The organism is Francisella sp. Scap27 (assembly GCF_013394105.1).
Classification (GTDB): domain Bacteria; phylum Pseudomonadota; class Gammaproteobacteria; order Francisellales; family Francisellaceae; genus Francisella; species Francisella adeliensis.
This window is the reverse complement of the sequence record NZ_CP041326.1, coordinates 1069783-1088539: the sequence shown is the minus strand read 5'-3', so window position 1 is coordinate 1088539 and position 18757 is coordinate 1069783. Positions and strand designations below refer to the sequence as shown.

Below are 18757 nucleotides of genomic sequence, written 5' to 3'. Positions count from 1 at the left end.
AAGGTTTAAATAGTCATGATTGAAATTAAAAAAGCCAAACCTACTTCACCTGGCCGCCGTCATGTAGTAAGTGTAAAAAACACTGAATTACACACTGGTAAGCCTTTCAAAGGTCTAGTAGATACAAAAAACAAGAAAGCTGGTAGAAATAATACTGGTAGAATTACTGTTCGTCACCACGGTGGTGGACATAAGCAGCATTATCGTGTTGTCGATTTCAAAAGAAACAAAGATGATATCGTAGCTAAGGTTGAGAGAATCGAGTACGATCCTAACCGTAGTGCAAATATCGCTTTAGTTCTTTATGCTGATGGTGAAAGAAGATATATAATTGCACCAAAAGGTTTAACTAAGGATATGTCTATAGTTTCTGGTGAGAAAGTAGATGTAGCAGCTGGTAACTGTATGCCACTTAGAAATATTCCTCTAGGTACTGTGATTCATAATATCGAAATGAAGCCTAAAAAAGGTGCTCAAATGATCAGAAGTGCTGGAACTTTTGCTCAATTGGTTGGAAAAGATAATGCTTATGCAATTATCCGTTTAAGATCAGGTGAGATGAGAAGAATTCTTCTTGATTGTAGAGCTGTTATCGGTGTTGTTTCAAACTCTGAGCATAACTTAAAATCTTTAGGTAAAGCTGGTGCTAATCGTTGGAGAGGCATTAGACCTACTGTTAGAGGTGTTGCGATGAACCCGGTAGATCACCCTCATGGTGGTGGTGAAGGTCGTACTTCTGGTGGTAGACATCCTGTGAGTCCATGGGGTATGCCTACTAAAGGTTATAAGACGCGTAGTAATAAGCGCTCTAATAAGTTAATTGTTCAAAAACGTAAGTAATTAGGGAGAAGGTTGTGCCTCGTTCATTAAAAAAAGGACCTTTTGTAGATCATCATCTTTTAAAGAAGGTTTTTGAAGCGCAAGAAAATAATTCTAAAAAGCCGATTAAAACATGGTCTAGAAGATCATTAATCGTGCCAGATATGTTAGGTTTAACTATAGCTGTACACAACGGTCAGCAACATGTACCTGTACTTATGACTGAAGAAATGGTAGGTCATAAGTTGGGTGAGTTTGCTGTTACGCGTAATTATCGTGGCCATGCAGCTGATAAAAAAGCTAAGAAGAAATAGTTGAGGTAATTATGGAAGTACAAGCTAAATTAAAATTTGCAAGAATCTCACCTCAAAAGTGTAGGTTAGTTGCTGATCAAATCAGAGGACTACCTGTAGAGAAAGCTATCAATCTTTTGACATTCAGTAACAAAAAAGCTGCTGTGCTAATTAAGGAAGTTCTTAATTCAGCTATAGCTAATGCTGAGCATAATGACGGTATGGATGTTGATGCGTTATTCGTGTCTACTACATTTGTTGATGCTGGGCCTACAATGAAGCGTTTTGAAGCTAGAGCAAAAGGTCGTGGTAATCGTATTTTAAAAAGAACTTCACATATTACTGTGAAAGTTGCTGAGAAAAACTAAGAGGTATAGTAAAAATGGGTCAAAAAGTAAATCCTAATGGTATTCGCTTAGGCATTATAAGAGACTGGCGTTCAACTTGGTATGCTGACTCTTCTAGCTATGCTACTAACCTTAATGAAGATATTAAGGTAAGAGAGTTTTTGCACAAAAAACTTGCAGCTGCATCAGTTAGTAAGGTTCAGATAGAAAGACCAGCTCAAAATGCTAAAATCACAATTCACACTGCTAGACCAGGTATTGTTATTGGTAAGAAGGGTGAAGACGTTGAGAAGCTTCGTAATGAAGTTTCAAAAATGATGGGAATTCCTGTTCAAATAAATATTGAAGAAATTCGTAAGCCTGAAATAGATGCTAGATTAGTAGCTGATAGTGTTGCACAACAATTAGAAAAGCGTGTAATGTTCAGAAGAGCTATGAAGAAAGCTATGCAAGGTGCTATGAAGTCTGGAGCTAAAGGTATTAAGATCATGGTTAGTGGTCGTTTAGGTGGAGCTGAGATTGCTCGTTCTGAATGGGCTAGAGATGGTCGTGTACCACTTCAAACTTTTAGAGCGGATGTTGATTATTCTACAGCTTCAGCTTTAACAACTTACGGTATTATTGGTGTTAAAGTTTGGATCTATAAGGGTGAGATTCTTCCTGGTCAATTAGATCAGAAGAAAAATAACAATAGAAAAGGAGCGAGATAATGTTACAGCCTAAGCGTACAAAGTTTCGTAAACAGCATAAGATGCGTAACAGAGGCTTGGCTCACAGAGGAAATAAAGTAGACTTTGGTGAGTTCGGTCTTCAGTCAACATCTAGAGGTAGAATTACTGCTCGTCAAATCGAAGCAGGAAGAAGAGCTATTAACCGTCATGTTAAGCGTGGTGGTAAGGTTTGGATCAGAATTTTTCCAGACAAGCCTATTACTAAGAAACCTCTTGAAGTTCGTATGGGTAAAGGTAAAGGTTCGGTTGAGTATTGGGTTGCTCAAATTCAACCAGGTCGTGTACTATATGAAATAACTGGTGTTAAAGAAGAGCTAGCACGTGAAGCTTTCCAGAGAGCTGCTGCTAAGCTACCAGTATCAACAACTTTTGTTGAAAAGCAGGTGATGTAAATGAAAAGAAAAGATACTTTAAAAGATTTTAGAGAAAAAAGTATTGACCAATTGCAGGAAGCGAAAATTGAGTTATTGCAACAATTATTTTCTCTTCGTATGCAAAAGGGTACTGGGCAATTAAAAAAGAACCACTTATTTAAAAGTGCGAAAAGAGACATTGCTCGTATAAATACAATAATAGCAGAAAGTAAAGGTGCCTAGAAATGAGCGATAAAATTAGACTAATTGAAGGTAAAGTTTCTAGCGACGCTATGGATAAAACTGTAGTTGTAAAAGCAGAAAGACAGGTAAAGCATCCTTTATACGGAAAGTTTATCAAAAAAACTACTAAGTATTATGTTCATGATGAGAAGAATGAATGTAAGTCTGGCGATGTGATTAAGTTCAAAGAAACTAAGCCTTACTCAAAAACTAAAAAGTGGTGTTTAGTAGATATCGTTAATAGAGAAAAATAATAAATTTGATTTTATTTTTGTTTATTGGTATATTTATCAGACTGTAAATTTAGTGTTTACAGTCTTATATGAAATAAATAAGGGTTATTTGTATGATTCAGATGCAAACTGAACTTTCTGTTGCTGATAATAGTGGCGCTAAGAGAGTTGAATGTATTAAAGTTTTAGGTGGTTCACATCGCAGATATGCATCTATTGGTGATGTAATTAAAGTAACTGTGAAAGAAGCTGCACCTAGAGGTAAAGCTAAGAAGGGATCTGTTTACGATGCTGTAGTTGTAAGAACTGCTAAAGGTGTTCGTAGAGGAGATGGTTCTAAGGTTCGTTTTGACGGCAATGCTGCTGTGCTTTTAAATGCTAACGGCCAACCAATGGGAACTCGTATCTTCGGTCCAGTAACAAGAGAGCTTCGTACTGAGAAGTTCATGAAAATTGTTTCTTTAGCTCCAGAAGTATTATAGTTATTTATTGAGGTTTAGATAAATGAATAGATTAAAAAAAGGCGATGATGTAATTATAGTCGCTGGAAAAGACAAAGGTCGCAGAGGCGTAGTTAAATCTTTCGCTAAAGGCGGTTCTTTAGTTCTTGTTGAAGGTATTAATATTGTTAAAAAACATGTTAAGCCTAATCCAAACGCTGGTGTTGAAGGTGGAGTTGTTGAGAAAGAGCTTCCATTAAATGCATCTAATGTAGCTATTTTTAATCCTTCTACAGAGAAAGCTGATAGATTGGGTTATAAATTTGTTGATGAGAAAAAAGTTCGCTACTTTAAATCTAATGGCGAGCTTGTAGACTTATAGGACTTGAGTTTAATATGGCAAGATTAAAAGATCATTATCAATCTGAGCTTATTTCTAAGTTAAAGGAAGAGCTTAAATTAGATAATATAATGGAAGTGCCGCGTATTGAGAAGATTACTCTTAATATGGGTGTTGGTGATGCTGCAAAAGACAAAAAAGTTATGACTTTTGCTGTAAATGATTTGACTGCAATTGCTGGTCAAAAGCCAGTTGTTACTAAGTCTAAAAAATCTATTGCGGGTTTCAAAATCCGTGATGGTTGGCCTATAGGCGCTAAAGTCACTTTGCGTGGCGAGCGTATGTATGAGTTTTTAGATAGACTAGTAACAATTGCTATTCCTAGAATTAGAGATTTTAGGGGTCTAAGCCCTAAATCTTTTGATGGTAGAGGTAATTATAGTTTAGGTATGAAAGAGCAAATTTCTTTCCCTGAAGTTGATTACGATAAGATCGATACTATCAGAGGTTTAGATATTACGATAACTACTACTGCTAAAAATGATGATCAGGGAAGAGCTTTGCTTAAAGCTTTTGGTTTCCCTTTGAAATCTTAATTTGTTGAGGTTCTAAATGGCAAAGAAAGGAATGATTCAGCGCGAATTGAAAAGAGAAAAACTAGTAGCTAAATACGCTCAAAAAAGAGCTGAGCTAAAAGCTATTATTCTTGATGTAAATTCTACTGAAGAACAAGTATGGGAAGCTAATATCAAGCTGCAAAAACTACCAGTAAACTCTTCAGCATCTCGTGTGCAAAGAAGATGTAAAGTTACAGGTAGACCACACGCTGTATACAGAAAGTTTGGCTTATGCCGTAATAAACTTAGAGAGTATGCAATGGCAGGTGATGTTCCTGGTTTGAAAAAAGCTAGTTGGTAATAAGGAATTTAAGTTATGAGTATGCAAGATCCTATAGCGGATATGTTTACAAGAGTGAGAAACGGTCTTTCTGCACAGAAGGAAGTGGTTTCTATTCCTTTTTCAAAAATGAAAATGGAAATTGCAAACTTTTTGGTAAATGAAGGTTATGTTGCTGGTTGTGCTAAAGGCACACAAGCTTCAGGTCATCCTTCAATTGAAGTTCAGCTGAAATATCACGCAGGTGCTCCAGTAATCGAAATGATTAAAAGAGTATCAAGACCAAGTTTGAGAATTTATAAGTCTCACGAAGATCTACCTAAAGTATATGGTGGTTTTGGTGTTGCTATGATTTCTACATCAAAAGGTCTAGTTAGTGATAGAAAGGCTAGAGAGCTTGGTGTTGGTGGCGAAATTATTGGCTATGTAGCTTAAGTTTGGAGGATATAATATGTCAAGAATAGGTAAAAAACCTGTTGCTATTCCAAGCGGTGTTACAATTAGTATAGCTGCTGGTAATGCTGTTGAAGTTAAAGGAGCTAAAGCGACTTTAAATAAAACTTTCTCAAGAGATGTAACATTTAATGTTGCTGAGAATGAAGCTACTATCACACCTAATAACAACAGTAAAAATGCTGTTGCTCAATCAGGTACTGCAAGAGCTATATTAAATAATATGGTTGAAGGTGTTAGTAAAGGTTTTGAGAAAAAGCTTAAAATTATTGGTGTTGGTTATCGTGCGAAAGCTCAAGGTACTGACTTAAACCTAACTTTAGGTTTTTCACACCCTGTAGTTTATAGTCTTCCTCAAGGTATAACTGCTGAAACTCCAACTCCTACAGAAATCGTACTGAAAGGTGCTGATAAGGAAGTTTTAGGTAAAGTAGCTGCTGAGATAAGAGATTATAGAAAACCTGAACCTTATAAAGGTAAAGGTGTGCGTTACGAAGACGAATACGTAGCTAAAAAAGAAGCTAAGAAGAAGTAAAGGATAGTATTATTATGAATAAGAAAACTTCTCGTTTAAGTCGTAGCAAGCGTACTAGAATTAAACTTAGAGAGCTAGGTCATGAAAGACTTTGCGTATATAGAACACCAAAGCATATTTATGCTCAGGTGATCTCTGGTGATGGTTCTACTGTATTAGCTGCTGCATCTACTGTAGAAAAAGATATCAAAGAAAAGTGCAAATATACTGGTAATGTTCAATCAGCAACTGTTGTTGGTGAAGCTATTGCTAAAATTTGTAAAGACAAAGGTATCGAGAAAGTTGCTTTTGATAGATCTGGGTTTAAATATCATGGTCGTGTAAAAGCATTGGCTGACTCTGCTAGAGAGCACGGCTTACAGTTTTAATAAATAAATATGGTGATTATTCATTATGTCTAATGAAGTAAAAAAGAACGATGAGCTAATTGAAAAATTAGTTAGTGTCAAAAGACACTCTAAGACAGTTAAAGGCGGCAGAATCATGAGCTTTGCAGCACTAACTGTTGTGGGTGACGGTAAAGGCAAAGTAGGAATAGGCAGAGGTAAGTCGAGAGAAGTACCTGTTGCTATCCAAAAAGCTATGGAAGACGCTAAAAGAAACATGGTATCAGTAAACTTAAATAATGATACGTTATGGTACTCTACTATGTCTAACCACGGAGCTTCTAAGGTTTATATGCAACCTGCTTCTGCTGGTACAGGTATTATTGCTGGTGGTGCTATGCGTTCAGTTTTTGAAGTTGTTGGTGTACACAACGTATTAGCAAAAACATACGGATCAACAAATCCGGTGAATGTTGTAAGAGCTACTATTGCTGGCTTAGCTAAAATTAATTCACCAGAACAGATGGCTGATAAAAGAGGCCTATCTGTTGAAGATATTCAGGGGTAATTGATTATGAGTGAAGCTAAAACATTTAAAGTTACTTTAGTAAAAAGCTTAATTGGCCGTAAGCAAAACCACATAGCATCTGCTAGAGGTCTTGGCTTAAGAAAAATAAACCACACAGTAGAAGTAGTTGATACTCCTGAGAATCGTGGAATGGCTAATAAAATATATTACATGGTTAAAATAGAGGGGTAGTATAATGAAATTAAATACAATCGCTCCTGCTGCTGGCTCAAAAAGCGCGCCTAAAAGACTTGGTCGTGGTATCGGAAGTGGCTTCGGCAAAACTTCTGGTAAAGGACACAAAGGTCAAAAAGCTCGTTCAGGTGGCTATCATAAGGTAGGTTTTGAAGGTGGTCAAATGCCTTTGCAAAGAAGATTACCAAAATTTGGTTTTACTTCACCAACTAAAAGATTTGCAGCTGAAGTTAGGCTACATGAATTAAATAATGTAGATGCTGATGTTGTAACAATTGATGTGCTTAAAGATCTTGGTCTTATAAGAAAAGATATCAAATCAGTTAAAGTAATAGCTTCTGGTGAAATCACTAAAGCTGTTAGCCTTCAGGGTATAGCTTGCACAAAAGGTGCAAAAGAAGCTATCGAAAAAGCTGGTGGTAAAATAGAAGAGTAAGATCAACGATATGTCTAAGTTTAATGGTGCTCAAGGTACAGGAGAATTAAGGTCTCGATTAATTTTTGTAGTTATCGCGATACTTGTGTTTAGGTTGGGAGTATATATTCCTATACCAAATATAGATCCTACAAAGCTAGTTGAAATTATATCAAAACAAAGTTCATCAGGCACAGGTGGTTTGATGAGCATGTTTAATATGTTCTCTGGTGGTGCTCTTACTCAAATGAGTATATTTGCCCTTGGTGTGATGCCATATATTTCTGCCTCAATTATATTTCAAATGCTGTCAGCAGTTTATCCGAAATTTATTGAGTTAAAGAAAGAGGGTGAATCTGGTCAAAAGAAAATCACTCAATATACTAGATATTTGACACTTGCTCTATCATTGGTTCAGTCATTAGGTATAGTGGCGTTCGTATTGCATCAAGATGGTTTGGTTACTACAAATAATATGGGTTTATTTTACCTTACTACTGTAGTATCTGTAACAACAGGAAGTATGTTTTTGATGTGGCTAGGTGAGCAAATCAGTGAAAGAGGTGTAGGAAACGGTATTTCACTACTAATCTTCTCTGGTATTGTTGCAAACCTTCCATTTGAAATTTCAAATACTTTATCTCAAGCTAATCAACATGTGATTTCGTATCTGTCTGTTTGGGTTCTTTTAATATTATTATTGTTGGTTATAGCATTTGTAGTATTTATGGAAAGTGCTCAAAGAAAGATTACTGTTAATTATGCGAAAAGACAGCAGGGCAGAAAAATGTATGCTGCGCAGACTAGTCATCTTCCATTGAAGCTTAACATGGCCGGTGTAATTCCAGCGATTTTTGCTTCTTCGATTTTGATGGTTCCTGGTGTGTTATTCGGCTGGTTATCAAGCTACGGTTCATTAAACTGGATGGCAGATGTATCAGAAATGTTACAGCCAGGTAGTATTCTTTATACAGTTGTATTTGCTGCTACGATTATATTCTTTTGTTTCTTCTACACTTCTTTAGTATTTAATCCTAAAGAAACGGCAGATAATCTTAAGAAATCTGGTGCTTATATTTCTGGTGTAAGACCTGGCGAGCAAACTGCTAAATATATTGATGCAGTAATGACTAGATTAACTTTAGTTGGATCTTTATACATCACAGCTATATGTTTGTTACCAATATTTGTAGTGAAATTCTTCGCAAGTGGGCTTTCATTCACTTTTGGTGGAACATCTTTACTAATCGTAGTTGTGGTTATGATGGACTTTATGGCTCAAGTAAGATCACATATGATGTCTACTCAATATGATTCGCTTCTTAAAAAAGCAAATCTTAATGGCAAGAGACAATAAATAATTTTTGGAGAAATATAATGAAAGTTAGAGCTTCAGTTAAAAAAATGTGTAGAAACTGTAAAGTTATTAAGCGTAACAGAGTTGTTCGCGTAATATGTACAGACCCTAGACATAAGCAAAGACAAGGTTAATAAGTCTGGCTTTATAAATAAAGCTTGATTATTTGTTATTAAAAAGTTATTCTAGCAAGTTACAAATTGCTAAATAGCACTAAAAATAAGAATAATAATTATTAGGAGTGAATAAATGGCTCGTATAGCTGGTGTTAATATACCTGTTCATAAACATGCGGTAATTGGATTAACTTCAATTTATGGTATAGGTAAAACTAGAGCAATTCAAATTTGCGAAAACTGCAAAGTTGATCAATCTGTTAAAATTAAAGATTTAACAGAAGCACAAGTTGAAAGCTTAAGAACAGAGGTTGCTAAGTATACTGTTGAAGGTGACTTGCGTCGTAATGTCTCTATGGACATTAAAAGACTTATGGACTTAGGTTGTGTTAGAGGAAGAAGACATCGTCGTAGTCTTCCTGTAAGAGGACAGAGAACGAAGACAAATGCTCGTACTCGTAAGGGTCCAAGAAAGCCTATAAAGGCATAATATAATTATAACTATAACGAATTAAAGGTAGATTATATGGCTAAGTCTGTTAGATCATCAAAAAAGAAAGTAAAAAGAGTAGTTACTGATGCAGTAGCTCATATTTACTCTTCTTTTAATAACACTATAGTAACTATTACAGATAGACAAGGTAATGCGTTATCTTGGGCTACTTCTGGTGGTAGTGGCTTTAGAGGTTCAAGAAAAAGTACACCATTTGCAGCACAGATAGCTGCAGAAAGAGCAGTTGATGCTGCTTTAGAGTATGGTGTTAAGAATGTAGATGTTTTAGTGAAAGGACCAGGTTCAGGTAGAGATTCAGCAGTTAGAGCTTTAAATGCTAAAAATTTAAAAGTTACTAGCATCACTGATGTAACTCCATTACCGCATAATGGTTGTCGTCCTCCTAAAAAGCGTCGTGTATAATATTTAAAGGGAATTAATAATGGCTAGATATCTAGGACCTAAATGTAAGCTTGCTAGAAGAGAAGGTACAGACTTATTTTTAAAAAGTGGCGTAAAAGCTAACGATGAAAAGTGCAAAATGAATACTGCACCGGGTCAACATGGTGCAAGAAGAGCGCGCCTTTCTGACTATGGTTTACAGTTAAGAGAAAAGCAAAAAGTTCGTCGTATGTACGGTGTTTTAGAAAAGCAGTTTAAAAAGTACTACTTAGAAGCTAACAGAAGAAAAGGTAATACTGGTGCTACATTACTTGAGATTTTAGAATCAAGATTAGACAATGTTGTATACAGAATGGGTTTTGCTTCAACAAGAGCAGAAGCTAGACAGTTAGTTGTACATAAAGGCATAGTCGTAAATGGACATACTTGCAATGTACCTTCAGCTCAAATTAAAGCTGGTGATGTTGTGTCTGTTCGTGAGAAAGCTAAAAAGCAACTTAGAATACAAAATGCTGTTGAACTTGCTAAGCAAAGACAGGAACTTTCTTGGATTGATGTTAATACTGATTCATTAGAAGGTAACATGAAAGCTTCTCCAGATAGATCTGAATTATCTTCAGATATCAATGAACAATTAATTATTGAGCTTTACTCTAAGTAATAATTATTAAATTATTTCTTTTAGTTGCTTATTTATAGCCTTATCTCAAGGGGATTTTTTTAGTGAGTAATAATAATTCAAAAAAGGATTTTATACCTAATATTCAACTTACAGAAGAGTTGGGCGCTTTTGGTTATAAAGTACAACTTTCTCCAGTTGAAAAAGGTATGGCTCATATCCTTGGTAATTCAATTAGAAGAGTACTTCTTTCATCATTGCCTGGTGCATCTATTATCAAAGTAAACATTAAAGATGTTTTGCATGAGTATTCTGCATTAGAAGATGTTAAAGAAGATGTGGTTGAAATAGCTACAAATTTAAAAAAAGTAGCGATTAAACTAGATGACAATATTGAAAACGCTGAGTTAGAGTTGTCTGTTGATAAGTTGGGTGTTGTTACTGCTGGAGATTTTAAAACATCTACCGGTATAGAAATAGTAAACATTAACCAACCAATAGCTACACTAACAAGTAAAAGAGAATTTGCTCTAGTTGCAACTGTAGAAAAAGGAAGAAACATAGGTATTCTTTCTACTTTACCTACAAAGCTTGAGCAAATAGGCGACATTGCTGTAGATTCAGACTTTAATCCAATCAAAAGGGTTGCGTTTGAAGTTTTAGAAAACGGTGAAAGCGAAACCCTAGAACTTTTTGTTAAAACTAATGGAACTGTTGAACCTTTAGCAGCTGTGACTACAGCTCTAGAGTATTTTTGTGAGCAAGTATCTGTATTTGTATCACTTAAAGTTCCTAGTCAAGGTAGATCGGGGGATCCTTTAGCGGATTCTAATATTGACCCAATGTTACTAAAACCAATTGATGATTTAGAGCTTACTGTTAGATCTTCTAACTGTTTAAGAGCTGAAAATATCAAGTATCTTGGTGATTTGGTACAGTATTCTGAGTCACAGTTGATGAAAATACCTAATTTAGGTAAGAAATCTCTAACAGAGATTAAACAAATTTTAATAGACAACAGTTTAACTCTAGGTGTTCAAATAGAGAACTTTAGAGAACTTGTTGAAGGTAAATAATATATAGTAATCAAATAATATTAACTATAAAGGAGTTATTACTATGAGACATCGCATGAAAGGAAGAAAATTTGGTAGAACTAGTAGTCACAGAAAAGCTATGTTTAAAAACATGTCTGCTTCTTTGATTAACCATGAGCTAATCAAAACTACACTTCCAAAAGCAAAAGAACTTAGAACTATTGTTGAGCCATTAATCACATTAGCTAAGAGAGAATTCAAATTAAGAAATGAACTTGATGTAAACTCTAATGAGTTCAAAGCTCAATCAGTTGCATTAAGAAGACAAGCTTTCAATTTCTTAAGAAATAAAGCAGCAGTAACTAAGCTTTTTGAAGAGTTTGGTACTCGTTATGCTGAAAGAGCTGGTGGTTATACTAGAATCCTTAAGTGTGGTTTTAGATTTGGTGATAAAGCTCCTATGGCTTTCATCGAATTAATTGATCGTCCAGAAGTTGACGAAGCTGTTGAAGCTGAGTAATTCATAATAATATTCTAATACTGTTTTTCTTATATTTTCTCTCTTAAATCTTTGCTAAAATTAAGACTTATTATTTAACTAAATCTTAAATTATGAAGCAAAAAATCTATCAGTTTGTTATTATTATTCTAGTCATAATAAATTCAATGACATTAATTGCGCAAGTTGATTATGGGGATGTTGATTATTTAGATTATGTAAATACAACATTTTCAGTTGTTTTTTCAATCGAGTATCTTATTAGGTTGTTGTGCTCAAGAAAAAGATTAAGATTTATTTTTCAATTTTATAATATTGTTGATTTTATAGCTATATTTTTGCCGCTTATCTTAGGGTTATTTGGAGTTAGCTCACAAGAGCTTATAGTGCTTCGACTTCTGAGAGTCTTTAAAATTTTTCAAAATAGTTCCATTATGGATAGATTGATTAAAGTATTTAAAAAAATCTATCTTGAGTTATTAGTCTCTTACTGTTTGATTTTTGTTATTTTAATCATCTCATGTGTGATGATGTACTATGCTGAGCATGAAGCCCAACCACAGGTCTTTTCGACTATATCTAATACGCTTTGGTGGGGAGTTACTACTCTTACAACAGTGGGTTATGGAGATATGTATCCAGTAACATTACTTGGGAGAATTATTGCAACGCTGCTTTCAATGTTGGGCATAGGAGTCTTTGCGATTCCTAGTGGTTTAATTGGAGCATCATTTATCGATGAGATGAGAGAGGAACGAGAGCTAAAACTTAACGAAAAAAAAGCTAATTCTATTGGCGATTAGTCTTATAGATGTTTTCATTAGAGAAATATTTCAACATTTTGTCATTAGCGATATTTTCAGTATATCTGATTGGATTAATATCAATGCCGCCTCTACGCGTGTATAAACACTGTACAAGTAGTTCCTGTGGCTCAAACTTTGTGTATATGTTATGATATATGCTTTCACAGATTTCTTCATGAAAATGCTGCTCTTTGCGCATGCTAACAATATATTTAAGTAAGCTTTCTTCTGTTGGCAAATTTTTTCCTTTTATGTGGATGTATACATCGCCCCAGTCAGGTTGATTGGTTACTCTACAGTTAGATCTTAAAAGAGCAGAGTGAACTCTTAAGGTTTGAGCTTCTTTAAGGTATTTAACCATTAGAGAGAGATCTGTGTTTGGTTCGATTTCAATATCTAGCTCATCAATGTTCTTGAAATCACTATGAGAAATAGGAGTTTCTATAAGGTTTACTATGTTAGCATTGTAAATCTTTACTTTGATATTTTTCTCATCAATTTTTAATTGTAAGTCTTTAGTGATGATCTTTTCAAGCTCAGGAATAAGATCCTCTTTTGTTATTCCTTTTAGTTTGCAAAGATTAAAAGAGTTTAGATATAATTTTAAACTCTTTGATTCTACGATATTTGTGGAGTTTGCAGGAAAGAATATTTTCATAATACCCACAAATGGTTTACCTTTAGCATTCATTGTAGATAGCTCGTAGCAGTTCCATACATCAAAGCCTTTGAATAAGTTTTGATCTATACCATGAGACTCTCTATTAAGACTTCTTGGTATTGCTACCAATAAAGAATTATCTATGTTCTCAGGAGCGATATAGCTTGCCATTTTGTTGTTTAAACTATCTTTTCCTAAGAATTTAGCAGCGATTTCATTAGTGTTTTTCATATCTTTAATTTTTAGCTTTAATTTGATTATGTGAAATTATACATTGAGGTTTGTAGAGAGAAAATATAATAATGAAATTTTATTGTAAGAAGAATTTGTAGAATTGATAGGTTTTATTAATGTACGCTCCAAGCAATTTCTACAAATAAGAATAATGTAGTGTAAATACCCATAAAAATGAAAGGCATATATATTTCTAAGATTCTGATCGGTTTAAATGAACCTTTTTCTTCAGCAATATGTTCTTCTGTTAACCAAACTCTTGATGGCAGGCGTCTTTCAAGAGATGGTACAATACTACTTTTTATTTGAATATGGTGTCTGAAAAACCTTATAATTTTCCACCAAGAGTAACAAAAGACCAATCCAGCAAAATAAGGAATGCTTACTAGTACTCCTGAAGGAGGGTTTTCTACATTTATGTTGTTACTAACTGCAAGAGCAACTATACCGACTAACATTAGGTTAACAACTAAGAAGAAAAGGTTAATTACTATTCTTCGGAAATTTGTTTTATCTGTTAGTTCAACATAAATTCTATACTGCTCTATTAAAAGAGAGTTATATTGCTCATTAGATAAGTTACTTTCATCTTCATTACTCCACAACTTATCCTGAATTTCTTTATGGCTTATCTTTTCCATTTTTTTCCTTTGAGGTGAAATATTCGTACACCTATAATCCTATTATATTTTAGGTTATTTATCAAACTTTTCTACTTGTTTAATTTTATGCGACTCACTATGCGCGTTAATGTTTTATATATGCTTGTAATAATTATATATCTAGCTAGCATTAAAGTAACTATCGAATTTTTTCACCAGTAATTAGGTTTATAATATTTGATGGCTTAGTTTGGGAAACAGGAGTTTTTAATACAAGAATATCTTTAAATATTTTATTTATGGATACTGAATCATTAATAAATTCTTCCCCAGAGAGATTTGCACTAGTTGAAATAATAGCACAGTTAAGACTCGAGCATATTTTTTCAACAGTTTTTGTTTTAACTATTCTTATAGCAACGGTAGGTCTTCCTCCTGTAAGCCAAAAAAATTCACTCTTAGCTGGCACAATCCATGTGGTCGGGGTTGATATGGGGTTCTGAATTAACTTTAATTGTTCGTTTGTTAGTTTTTCTATATCTATATATTCATTAATATGATTAAAATCATGAGATATAATTATAAACCCTTTACTTGAATCACGGTTTTTAAGATTTATGATTTTTTCGACGCTAGACTGTTTTATTAGGCAGCTCAGACCATAAACTGTGTCTGTAGGTATAGAGACCACATTGTTGTTTTTTAGCTCGTTAATAATGGTGGTTATATTTCTTGTTAGCATTATTGTTGATATTAGAGTAAGTCGGTGCAATAGCTTATATTTTATACTTTTAACAGACATAAAAAAACCTGTAAACTAAGTTATAGCTTACAGGCTTATATAAAATTAGAAGTTTTAGAATTTAAGTGAATTACTTCTTGCTTAATTGCTCTTTAATTAAGTCACCTAAAGTTGTAGGAGTCATTTGCTCTACTTTGTAGTTAGATTTACCGCCAGTTGAAGCAGATATGCTTTCATCATCAACAGCTTTGATAGATAGAGCAATACTTCTCTTCTTCATATCAATATTGATGATTCTAGTTTCAACTTCTTGACCTTCAGATAGCTCATCACGAACATCTTTAGTGTGCTCAGTAGAAACTTCAGCAATTCTAATGAAGCCATCGATACCGTTTTCTTCATCAAGCATTACTACAGCACCATTTTCTTGTACTTTAGTGATGTTACCTTTGATTAAAGAGCCTTTAGGGTGAACATTTACAAAGTTCTTGAATGGGTCTTCAGATAACTGCTTCATGCTAAGAGCGATTCTTTCAAGGTCAGTATTTACAGAAACTAATACAGCTTCTACATCATCACCTTTTTTAAGTTCTTTGATAGCTTTTGAAGGGTTGTCCCAAGATACATCAGAGATGTGAACAAGACCATCAATACCACCTTCTAGGCCGATAAATACACCAAACTCAGTGATAGATCTGATTTTACCATGAACTTTATCACCAACTTTGAAATTATCTTCAAAAGAATCCCAAGGGTTAGCTTTACATTGCTTAATACCTAGAGAAATTCTGTGTTTCTGAGCATCTAACTCAAGTACGATAACTTCAACTTCTTGGCCAATTGATACAGCTTTGTGAGGGTTAACATTCTTGTTAGTCCAATCCATTTCAGATGTGTGAACAAGACCTTCTATACCTTCTTTAAGCTTAACAAAACAACCATAGTCTGTAATGTTTGTAACAGACCCCATAAGCTTAGCCCCTACAGGAAGCTCATTAGCAATATTTAACCAAGGATCTTCACCTAACTGCTTGATGCCTAGAGAAATTCTTTGCTTTTCTTTATCGAATTTAATTACTTTAACATTAATCTCATCACCGATAGTTAATACATCTGTAGGATGGCTGATTCTGCTCCATGAAATATCTGTGATATGTAATAGACCATCAACACCACCAAGATCGATGAACGCACCGAAATCTGTGATATTTTTAACGATACCGCTAAGTACTGAACCTTCAGAGATTTTCTCTAAGATAGCATCTCTATCGCCAGAGTTGTTCTCTTCGATAACAGCTTTTCTTGATACAACAATGTTGTTTCTCTTAGTGTCGATTTTAACTACTTTTAATTCGATATCTTTATCTTCTAAATGAGCTACATCTTTTACTGGTCTAGTATCAACTAGAGAACCTGGTAAAAATGCTCTTAAGCCTTCAACATCCATAGTGTAACCACCACGAACGTGGTTAGTGATTTTACCAAGAATAGTTTCGTTATTTTCAAAAGCATTTTCAACTCTATCCCATAATTCGATTTTCTTAGCTTTTTCTCTTGAAAGTCTAGTCTCACCCCAGCTGTTATCTAATGCTTCTAGCACTACATTTAGCTTATCACCAGCAGCTATCTCTAGTTCACCATCACTGTTTTTAAGTGATGAAACAGGAATGAAAGACTCTGATTTTAAACCAGCGTCGATCATTGCAAAGTCTTTGTCTATACTAACAACTGTTGCTTCGATGATTTTACCTACTCTCATCTCTGTTTGTTTTAGAGATTGCTCAAATAGTTCTTTGAAATTTTCTGACATTTTTTTGATTTCCATTTCCAGTGTGGTTGGTTTTACAAAGTTTACTAGTACCCACCGGTAACTATAAAAATACCAGTAAACATTTTTTGCATTGTACAAGTTTATAGAAATACTAAATAGACTTCAAGAAAAACTGATGTTTTATTAGATTTACATAATCAGTTAGTTAACAATCTTTGTTAGAGGGTTTCCATATTTTTTTATGTATGATTTACCTAGAAGTTGAGAGCCTAAATAGTTTAGGTGGTTTGAGTCTGCAAAAATAGGAATGCCATCGATAGATGTTTTACATTTTGTATCATTACAGATAACTTTATTTGGATCGACTATAAATACCTGTTTAGGATATAATTTTTGTAATTTTTTATACATTATTATTTGAGGGTTTAACCATTTTCTATATATTGGCGCTAAAACACTACATCTAGTATGTATTCTATTTATTGCACAAAGGTTAGAAATATTAGTGTTTGGCAAAAAGTTTGGTGCAGGATAGCCTAGATATGGATTATCTATAATTAATACTATGTTTTTACCGTTATCTAAAGCATCTTTAGCAATTTTTCCAAAGATATTGAAGTTATTAGTTCCTATACCAAATAAGTTTGCCAAAATTATTGTTTTGTAGTTACTGTCTTTCTTAATGATTTTTTTTACAAAATCAAATCTTTGATCCATTATTGTATTGCCAGTATGGTCACCTAGTTTTTTAGGGTAAGGCGTGTAACTGTATTTGTTTTGTGGGTTATTTCTCGTTATTGATAATAAAGTAGCATTTTTACCCATATTTTTTACCCACTCGACTACCATTGGCCAATCTGCTCTAGCATGTGAATTGCCTAATAGTAGGATTGTAGATTTTTGATTTGGATGTATTTTACATAAATTTTCAGAGTATTTTTCTCTATACACTGAATAATATGGATTGTTTATGTCAGCATTATCACCTACATCAAAGTTATAAAAACAACCGTTCTTATCAACTTTTTCAAAACCATATTTAAAAGTTAGTTTATTTTGATTTATATTAGGGTGGTTAAACCCAAAGTGCTGATTTTTTGAGCATAAAGCAAATAGGCAAGCGATTATAATTGGAATTATCCATAGATATATAACACTTTTTGTTAAATTGAATTTGATTTTGTGTCTAAATGGTTTCTCAACAAAGAAATACGATAGAGTTGCTAATATAGCACTTGCAGTAAATATAATTAAGCAAACTACAGGTGTTTTATTTAAACTCAAATAGTTAATATAAGCAATTATAGGCCAGTGCCAAAGATATAAAGAATAAGATATAACTCCAATAGCAACAATGGGTTTAAAAGAAAGAACCTTATTGAAAACTGGTATAGTACCTTGGCTACCACTAAAGATAAATATAGTTGCACCTAAACACGCTACAAGAGTCCACACACTTGGATAAGGCACTACTACAAAATAGCATGGGATTGCCATCATAAAAAATGAAATCAGAGATAAGGTATTTAGAACAAACTTATTATGAAGTATAGCTTTCCTATTATTAAGTAATATAGCGAGAACACATCCAAATAATAACTCAAACCCTCTAGCCATAGGGATATAGTAAAACTTAGGAAAATGCTTCCAAAAGAAAAATGATATAGAAGCTATTGTTAGGATAACAGTTATAATGACAAGACTTTTCTTTGAAGATAGTTTTAGTTTAAAAAGTAATATCAATATAATTGGCCAAACTATATAAAATTGCTCTTCAATACCTAAAGACCATGTATGCAATAAAGGAATTATGCTTGAGTCAGTACTAAAATATCCAAAATTAAGAGTTTTAAAGAAAAATAGGTTTGAAAAAGAGCCTAAGGCACTGACTAAAGACCATGAATAGTTAATTAAGTCCTGAGGGAGTAAAAAAAGCCAAGCAAAAAAAGAAGTAAATATTGAAACCACAATCAAGGCCGGGAGTATTCTTCGTATTCTTCGTAAGTAGAAGTTTTTTATAGAAAATATTCCTTGCTCCAGATCTCTAAGGATAATTGTAGTTATTAAGTAACCTGATATTACAAAGAATATATCAACACCAAGGAAGCCAGATTTAACCCAGCTAAGATCTAAATGAAATAGAATCACAGAAATAACAGCAAAGGCTCTTAAGCCATCTATATCTTTGCGGTACTTTATATTACTCATAGTTTGAATGTTAATAATTATA

General features: G+C 33.8%; 30 protein-coding genes. 25 read left to right on the top strand and 5 right to left on the bottom strand.

Annotation, left to right across the window (positions count from 1 at the left end):
• Positions 1-15: 15 nt before the first annotated feature.
• From rplB to FLM55_RS05210, 25 genes are all read left to right on the top strand, one after another.
• The gene (rplB, locus tag FLM55_RS05330) at positions 16-840 is read left to right on the top strand and encodes a 50S ribosomal protein L2 (protein WP_178948353.1); all 825 of its coding nucleotides are present in this window, start codon (positions 16-18) and stop codon (positions 838-840) included.
• A gap of 14 nt (positions 841-854) precedes the next feature.
• Positions 855-1133, top strand: a complete 279-nt coding sequence (gene rpsS / locus FLM55_RS05325) for a 30S ribosomal protein S19 (protein WP_112869190.1) — start codon at positions 855-857, stop codon at positions 1131-1133.
• Between the two features lie 11 nt (positions 1134-1144).
• Positions 1145-1480 (top strand): 50S ribosomal protein L22, encoded by a 336-nt coding sequence (rplV, locus tag FLM55_RS05320; protein ID WP_112869191.1) that lies wholly within the window; start codon positions 1145-1147, stop codon positions 1478-1480.
• Positions 1481-1494: 14 nt separating this feature from the next.
• Positions 1495-2169 (top strand): 30S ribosomal protein S3, encoded by a 675-nt coding sequence (rpsC, locus tag FLM55_RS05315; protein WP_178948352.1) that lies wholly within the window; start codon positions 1495-1497, stop codon positions 2167-2169.
• Complete coding sequence (gene rplP, locus FLM55_RS05310; protein ID WP_112869193.1) at positions 2169-2582, top strand: 50S ribosomal protein L16; 414 nt, start codon at positions 2169-2171, stop codon at positions 2580-2582. The genes rpsC and rplP overlap by 1 nt, the downstream gene beginning before the upstream one ends.
• Positions 2583-2786, top strand: a complete 204-nt coding sequence (gene rpmC / locus FLM55_RS05305) for a 50S ribosomal protein L29 (RefSeq protein ID WP_112869194.1) — start codon at positions 2583-2585, stop codon at positions 2784-2786. It begins immediately after the preceding gene.
• A gap of 2 nt (positions 2787-2788) precedes the next feature.
• Positions 2789-3040, top strand: coding sequence for a 30S ribosomal protein S17 (gene rpsQ / locus FLM55_RS05300; RefSeq protein WP_112869195.1), 252 nt, complete (start codon positions 2789-2791; stop codon positions 3038-3040).
• 92 nt (positions 3041-3132) lie between these two features.
• Positions 3133-3501 (top strand): 50S ribosomal protein L14, encoded by a 369-nt coding sequence (rplN, locus tag FLM55_RS05295; protein ID WP_112869196.1) that lies wholly within the window; start codon positions 3133-3135, stop codon positions 3499-3501.
• 22 nt (positions 3502-3523) lie between these two features.
• Complete coding sequence (gene rplX / locus FLM55_RS05290) at positions 3524-3841, top strand: 50S ribosomal protein L24 (protein WP_112869197.1); 318 nt, start codon at positions 3524-3526, stop codon at positions 3839-3841.
• 14 nt (positions 3842-3855) lie between these two features.
• Positions 3856-4395 (top strand): 50S ribosomal protein L5, encoded by a 540-nt coding sequence (gene rplE, locus FLM55_RS05285; protein ID WP_112869198.1) that lies wholly within the window; start codon positions 3856-3858, stop codon positions 4393-4395.
• Positions 4396-4411: 16 nt separating this feature from the next.
• Positions 4412-4717 carry a 30S ribosomal protein S14 gene (gene rpsN, locus FLM55_RS05280; RefSeq protein ID WP_112869199.1) on the top strand — a complete coding sequence of 102 codons (306 nt, stop codon included), beginning with the start codon at positions 4412-4414 and terminating at the stop codon, positions 4715-4717.
• A 15-nt stretch (positions 4718-4732) separates the two neighbouring features.
• The gene (gene rpsH / locus FLM55_RS05275) at positions 4733-5131 is read left to right on the top strand and encodes a 30S ribosomal protein S8 (RefSeq protein WP_112869200.1); all 399 of its coding nucleotides are present in this window, start codon (positions 4733-4735) and stop codon (positions 5129-5131) included.
• A 16-nt stretch (positions 5132-5147) separates the two neighbouring features.
• Positions 5148-5684, top strand: a complete 537-nt coding sequence (gene rplF / locus FLM55_RS05270) for a 50S ribosomal protein L6 (RefSeq protein WP_112869201.1) — start codon at positions 5148-5150, stop codon at positions 5682-5684.
• Positions 5685-5698: 14 nt separating this feature from the next.
• Positions 5699-6052 (top strand): 50S ribosomal protein L18, encoded by a 354-nt coding sequence (gene rplR / locus FLM55_RS05265; RefSeq protein ID WP_178948351.1) that lies wholly within the window; start codon positions 5699-5701, stop codon positions 6050-6052.
• 25 nt (positions 6053-6077) lie between these two features.
• Entirely contained in the window at positions 6078-6578 is a 501-nt protein-coding gene (gene rpsE / locus FLM55_RS05260) for a 30S ribosomal protein S5 (RefSeq protein ID WP_112869203.1), read from the top strand.
• A gap of 6 nt (positions 6579-6584) precedes the next feature.
• On the top strand, positions 6585-6770 hold the full coding sequence (gene rpmD / locus FLM55_RS05255) for a 50S ribosomal protein L30 (RefSeq protein ID WP_112869204.1): 186 nt from the start codon (positions 6585-6587) through the stop codon (positions 6768-6770).
• A 4-nt stretch (positions 6771-6774) separates the two neighbouring features.
• Positions 6775-7209, top strand: coding sequence for a 50S ribosomal protein L15 (rplO, locus tag FLM55_RS05250; protein ID WP_112869205.1), 435 nt, complete (start codon positions 6775-6777; stop codon positions 7207-7209).
• A 10-nt stretch (positions 7210-7219) separates the two neighbouring features.
• Positions 7220-8545 (top strand): preprotein translocase subunit SecY, encoded by a 1326-nt coding sequence (gene secY, locus FLM55_RS05245; RefSeq protein ID WP_112869206.1) that lies wholly within the window; start codon positions 7220-7222, stop codon positions 8543-8545.
• Between the two features lie 20 nt (positions 8546-8565).
• A complete protein-coding gene (gene rpmJ / locus FLM55_RS05240) occupies positions 8566-8679 on the top strand; it encodes a 50S ribosomal protein L36 (protein ID WP_003017816.1) in 114 nt (37 codons plus the stop codon).
• Between the two features lie 115 nt (positions 8680-8794).
• Complete coding sequence (rpsM, locus tag FLM55_RS05235; protein WP_112869207.1) at positions 8795-9151, top strand: 30S ribosomal protein S13; 357 nt, start codon at positions 8795-8797, stop codon at positions 9149-9151.
• Between the two features lie 36 nt (positions 9152-9187).
• Positions 9188-9577, top strand: a complete 390-nt coding sequence (rpsK, locus tag FLM55_RS05230) for a 30S ribosomal protein S11 (RefSeq protein WP_112869208.1) — start codon at positions 9188-9190, stop codon at positions 9575-9577.
• A 19-nt stretch (positions 9578-9596) separates the two neighbouring features.
• Positions 9597-10217, top strand: coding sequence for a 30S ribosomal protein S4 (gene rpsD, locus FLM55_RS05225; RefSeq protein WP_112869209.1), 621 nt, complete (start codon positions 9597-9599; stop codon positions 10215-10217).
• 62 nt (positions 10218-10279) lie between these two features.
• Positions 10280-11251: a DNA-directed RNA polymerase subunit alpha gene (locus FLM55_RS05220; RefSeq protein WP_112869210.1), complete on the top strand. Its 972-nt coding sequence runs from the start codon at positions 10280-10282 to the stop codon at positions 11249-11251.
• A gap of 43 nt (positions 11252-11294) precedes the next feature.
• Positions 11295-11732: a 50S ribosomal protein L17 gene (gene rplQ / locus FLM55_RS05215; RefSeq protein WP_112869211.1), complete on the top strand. Its 438-nt coding sequence runs from the start codon at positions 11295-11297 to the stop codon at positions 11730-11732.
• A 92-nt stretch (positions 11733-11824) separates the two neighbouring features.
• Complete coding sequence (locus tag FLM55_RS05210; protein ID WP_178948350.1) at positions 11825-12514, top strand: ion transporter; 690 nt, start codon at positions 11825-11827, stop codon at positions 12512-12514.
• Here the strand turns inward: FLM55_RS05210 and FLM55_RS05205 are convergent.
• The 5 genes from FLM55_RS05205 to FLM55_RS05185 form a co-directional block, all read right to left on the bottom strand.
• Positions 12501-13409, bottom strand: coding sequence for an NADPH-dependent 7-cyano-7-deazaguanine reductase QueF (locus FLM55_RS05205; RefSeq protein WP_178948349.1), 909 nt, complete (start codon positions 13407-13409; stop codon positions 12501-12503). The genes FLM55_RS05210 and FLM55_RS05205 overlap by 14 nt on opposite strands.
• A gap of 116 nt (positions 13410-13525) precedes the next feature.
• On the bottom strand, positions 13526-14053 hold the full coding sequence (locus FLM55_RS05200) for a hypothetical protein (RefSeq protein ID WP_112870849.1): 528 nt from the start codon (positions 14051-14053) through the stop codon (positions 13526-13528).
• 160 nt (positions 14054-14213) lie between these two features.
• Positions 14214-14756, bottom strand: coding sequence for an L-threonylcarbamoyladenylate synthase (locus tag FLM55_RS05195; RefSeq protein ID WP_178949073.1), 543 nt, complete (start codon positions 14754-14756; stop codon positions 14214-14216).
• A 130-nt stretch (positions 14757-14886) separates the two neighbouring features.
• On the bottom strand, positions 14887-16566 hold the full coding sequence (gene rpsA, locus FLM55_RS05190) for a 30S ribosomal protein S1 (protein ID WP_178948348.1): 1680 nt from the start codon (positions 16564-16566) through the stop codon (positions 14887-14889).
• 162 nt (positions 16567-16728) lie between these two features.
• Positions 16729-18735, bottom strand: a complete 2007-nt coding sequence (locus FLM55_RS05185; RefSeq protein ID WP_178948347.1) for an acyltransferase family protein — start codon at positions 18733-18735, stop codon at positions 16729-16731.
• Positions 18736-18757 lie beyond the last annotated feature (22 nt).